Source organism: Anaerococcus sp., from assembly GCF_022770135.1.
In the GTDB taxonomy this organism is placed as follows: Bacteria; Bacillota; Clostridia; order Tissierellales; family Peptoniphilaceae; genus Anaerococcus.
In genome coordinates this window covers 1-4,338 of the sequence record NZ_JALEIL010000108.1, presented here as the reverse complement: position 1 = coordinate 4,338, position 4,338 = coordinate 1, and the positions used below count along the sequence as shown (strand labels likewise).

Below are 4,338 nucleotides of genomic sequence, written 5' to 3'. Positions count from 1 at the left end.
TGTTCAACATTTCCTGCCTCGCTTTCAACGCTTTTCCTATCAAAGTTGAAACCTAGTATAGGAGAAGGCTCTAAATTCTCTAAAAACTTATCTAGTTTTTTCTTAGCTTCTGGCGTGTCAGAATCTTCAGATGTAGTAAGTAGTATCAGATATATATTTAATCCTATGTTAGCTCCCTTACTTACTTCTAAGGGATCAAAATGCTTTTTCTTATTTACTTTTTGCATATATCCTCCTAGAAAAGTGATCTTTGTGGATCGTATTTTTTGACAATCTTATTGGCACCGATGATTAGGACTGCTCCAACCGCTGATTGGAGAAGGGATACGGCTGATGACAGGCCTATGTCTCCGTTTTTCATAAGAGCCCTAAATACATAAGTATCGATTACATTTGTCACTGAATACAAAGGTCCTGAATCTCTTGGTACTTGGTAGAACAAACCGAAATCTGCCCTAAATATATTAGCAAGACTCATTATAAATAAAACAGTTACAACAGGTTTTAGCATTGGTATGGTGATGTATTTTATCTGCTCCCACTTGCTTGCCCCATCCATTACAGCTGCCTCGTAATAGGTCTTATCTATTCCTGATAGGGCCGATAGATAAACTACAGTGTTATAACCTAGGCCCTTCCAAGCATTAATGATTACCAAAAATACAGGCCACCAAGTCTTGGTTGTGTACCAGTTCTTACTTCTTCCATCGAATTTCATAATAAGTGCATTTATCAAGCCCTTATCTGGTGATAGAAAGGCAAATACCGCATAAGAAATTACAACCCAAGACAAGAAATATGGCAGAAAGAGCGAGGTTTGATAGAACTTCGCAGCCTTCCTGTTTAAGAGTTCATGTAGGGCTATGGCGGTAAACATTGCAAGAACTATATTTACAACTATAAAGCAGGCATTGTACAAGATCGTATTTCTTATGATAGTCCAAGCGTCATTACTTTGAAAGAAGAATTTGAAGTTATCAAATCCAATCCATTCGCTATGAAAGAGATTATAGAAGAAATTCTTAGAAAATACCTTGTAGTCCTTAAAGGGAATGATCACCCCAAACATAGGCAAATAGCTCATTATAGCAAACCAGATAAAGCCTGGCAGGCAAAAGGCCATAAGAGGTAGATTCTTCTTAAATCTTTGGCTAAATGGTTTTTTGGCTTTTTTCTTTCTTCTTTTTAATTCCTTTTGGTCAATTACTTTTACTTGACCCTGATTTTTATTTTCCATTTTAACCTTCCTTATAAGTTCTTGACTTTAGTCTCATTTATGAAAGTTCCCAAAAACCCCATTATAATTACGAAGACATAAGTCCAAAGGATATTTGTAATAAATAAACTTTCAATAACTTCCCAGACAAAGCCGATAATAATTGCATATATTGGGAACCTAAATGTTAATAAGCTTGAATTCTTGATAGTCTTGATAAATCCGACATCTTCTCTAAAAGCCCTTTGTAATATTGTATAGAAAATTATATTTCTAAATATTAAGCTTAAAAATATCCTAAATACAAAGAGGATTAACGCATCACTTTCTAAAATTCTTAAGGCATCAGAGAAATAAAAGTAGAGACTAAATATCAATGAATAAGTCAAATACTTTTTGATGAAACTTTCTCCGAAAACATCTTTAAAATAAGGCCTATAATAGGACTTGTAATCAACAAAAACTGACTTTACTGCTACAAACTCCCTTTCCAAAGCAAGGGCCAAAAGACCAATTAAGGGAGTAAATATTAAAATATATCTTATAAGACTTCCCTCGATTAGGAGATTTACCAAAATTAAGGGTAAAATCATCAAGCTTGTATATACTATAGACAAAAGAACGAAGAGTATAAGCTCCCCGACCTTGCCCAAAGATTTTGATAGAGCTTGCATTATACAATTCTCATTGATGTATCTTTATCGAATAAATGGATTTCATCTAAGTTGATATCTAGATTTATATCGTCGTCTTTATCGATTCCTTTAAATTTACCTTGGACCTTTACTGCTATCTGACTTGCAGCTTCTTCCGCTCTAGCATAAAGAATCGATTCATCACCAAGCATTTCTATATTTTCTATCCTTGCCTTGATTGATCTTGCGCTTTCTCCTTCAGTATTCACAGAAAAAGACTCTGGTCTTATACCAACTATTATTTCTTTTCCTTCGTATGATTTTAAAGCTTCTTTTTGTTCATCAGTTACTGGAATATCGTCATTACCAACTTGAATCTTGGAATTTATTACCTTACCATTGAAAAAGTTCATTGGAGGAGATCCAATAAAGTTTGCTACGAAAATATTAGCTGGAGTATCGTAGATTTCTTCCGGAGTTCCAACTTGTTGCATGTAGCCATCTTTCATTACTACAATCCTTGAAGCCATTGACATAGCCTCAGTCTGATCATGGGTTACGTAGATAGTTGTAGTGTCAAGCTGGTCGTGGATTTTGGATATTTCTGTTCTCATCTGAACCCTAAGCTTAGCATCTAAGTTAGATAGAGGCTCATCCATAAGGAAGATATCAGCTTCTCTTACTATAGCACGTCCTAGGGCAACCCTTTGTCTTTGACCCCCGGATAAGGCTGCTGGTTTTCTATCCAAAAGATTAGTCAACTCGAGCATTTCTGCTGCTCTTTCTACTTTTTTCTTAATCTCATTCTTATCTACCTTTTGAAGCTTAAGACCAAAGGCCATGTTGTCAAACACTGTCATGTGTGGGTAGAGGGCATAGTTTTGAAATACCATGGCGATATTTCTATTCTTAGGGCTAACCTCATTCATAAGCTCGCCATCAATGTATAAATTCCCCTCAGAGATTTCCTCAAGACCTGCTATCATTCTAAGTGTCGTAGACTTTCCACAACCGGATGGTCCGACAAAAACAATAAATTCTTTATCTTCAATTTCTAAATTGAAATCAAACACTGCTTGAACTCCATTAGGATAAATTTTATCTATGTGCTCTAATTTTAAATTTGCCATTATTACTCCTTACATATGATTTATGAAAAGGATTTACTATTATGTAAATTCGCTTATCGCTAATATTATTTTATAATATTTGCATAAAAAAAGCAAGGAAATAGGGAAATAAACACATTTTCAGTATATTTATCCACTCCTTGCATCTTTTGAAAATATTTTCATTTTATGTCATGCAAATGTTTTATTTGCTTACTGTTGAGGCTTCTACAAGACTTAAATCTCCCTTAAAGTAAAATTTTTTCACATCATTTGTTAGGATAAAAAAGTCTCCCTTCTCGATCTCATAGGATTTATCACCTATAATAATCTCGCCACTTCCATCAACTACACTATAAAGAAGATAAGGTCTTTCTTTTTCAAATTCACTTCTTCCACTTATCTTATACTCATAAACTTCAAAGTATTTATTACGGGTCAGGATTCTCCCATTAAGGCCTTCTCTTTCAAATTCTTCAATTTCTTCTTTGTTTTCATTTATTTTAATCGCCTTCTTGGATTCTTCTAGGTGAAGGTCTCTGAGTTTTCCATTATCATCTTTTCTATCATAATCATAGAGCCTATAGGTTATATCACTTGCTTGTTGGATTTCTAGGATTAGTGAGCCCTTCTTTATGGCATGGACTGTGCCAGCTTCTACGAAAAAGAAATCTCCCTTCCTCGCTGGTACTTCCCTCAAAAGCTCATCCCACTTTCTCTCATCAATGAGTTTTATAGCCTCGTTTTTATCATCTACTTTAAGTCCATAGATAATTGAGGCAGGCTCTTCATTTAAAATGTACCAACATTCTGTCTTTCCTCTAGAATTTTCAAGCTCTTTTGCCATAACGTCGTCTGGGTGAACTTGGATTGATAGGTCAGTATTAGCATCTATAATCTTAACAAGAAGGGGAAAGGTCGCCTCTTTTGGATTTCCGAAAAGGTCTTTGTGCTTTTGGTAGACTTCTTCTAGGCTTTTTCTCTTAAACTCTCCATTAGTGATAACAGAGCTCATATCTCCCATATCAGAGATAGCCCAATATTCTCCTGTCTTATCTGATGGAATATCGTAAGAATAGATTTCTCTAAGTCTCTTTCCTCCCCAGATTTTCTCCCTGAATTTTCCTTCTAAAAATAAAATTTTCTCCATAAAATCTCCTCTATCTCTTTCTTACTCTTATCTTATAATAAATTTTAGGAAAAGTGAAATTTAAGCTCAAAAAAGGACCAAATGCCCTCTCAGACTGTTGACAAAATCAAAATAACCCTTATTTCGACCGAACGGAGTGAGCGGAGAAATCTAATGAGATCTCTCCATGCGTTCGTTTCACTCTCTTAGTCGAGATAAGGGTAACTTAACGATAAAATAAATTTCGAT

The 4,338-nt window shown here is 34.9% G+C and carries 4 protein-coding genes and 1 pseudogene; all 5 read right to left on the bottom strand.

Going from position 1 to position 4,338, the window contains the following annotated elements; translation table 11 throughout:
• Window positions 1-227: pseudogene (locus MRZ08_RS05680) on the bottom strand (hypothetical protein); the annotation flags it as partial.
• Between the two features lie 8 nt (window positions 228-235).
• Window positions 236-1,237 (bottom strand): ABC transporter permease subunit, encoded by a 1,002-nt coding sequence (locus MRZ08_RS05675; RefSeq protein WP_297380338.1) that lies wholly within the window; start codon window positions 1,235-1,237, stop codon window positions 236-238.
• Window positions 1,238-1,248: 11 nt separating this feature from the next.
• Window positions 1,249-1,890 carry a hypothetical protein gene (locus MRZ08_RS05670; RefSeq protein WP_297380336.1) on the bottom strand — a complete coding sequence of 214 codons (642 nt, stop codon included), beginning with the start codon at window positions 1,888-1,890 and terminating at the stop codon, window positions 1,249-1,251.
• On the bottom strand, window positions 1,890-2,981 hold the full coding sequence (ugpC, locus tag MRZ08_RS05665; protein WP_297380333.1) for a sn-glycerol-3-phosphate ABC transporter ATP-binding protein UgpC: 1,092 nt from the start codon (window positions 2,979-2,981) through the stop codon (window positions 1,890-1,892). The genes MRZ08_RS05670 and ugpC overlap by 1 nt, the downstream gene beginning before the upstream one ends.
• A 184-nt stretch (window positions 2,982-3,165) precedes the next feature.
• The gene (manA, locus tag MRZ08_RS05660; protein WP_297380330.1) at window positions 3,166-4,110 is read right to left on the bottom strand and encodes a mannose-6-phosphate isomerase, class I; all 945 of its coding nucleotides are present in this window, start codon (window positions 4,108-4,110) and stop codon (window positions 3,166-3,168) included.
• Window positions 4,111-4,338: the final 228 nt, after the last annotated feature.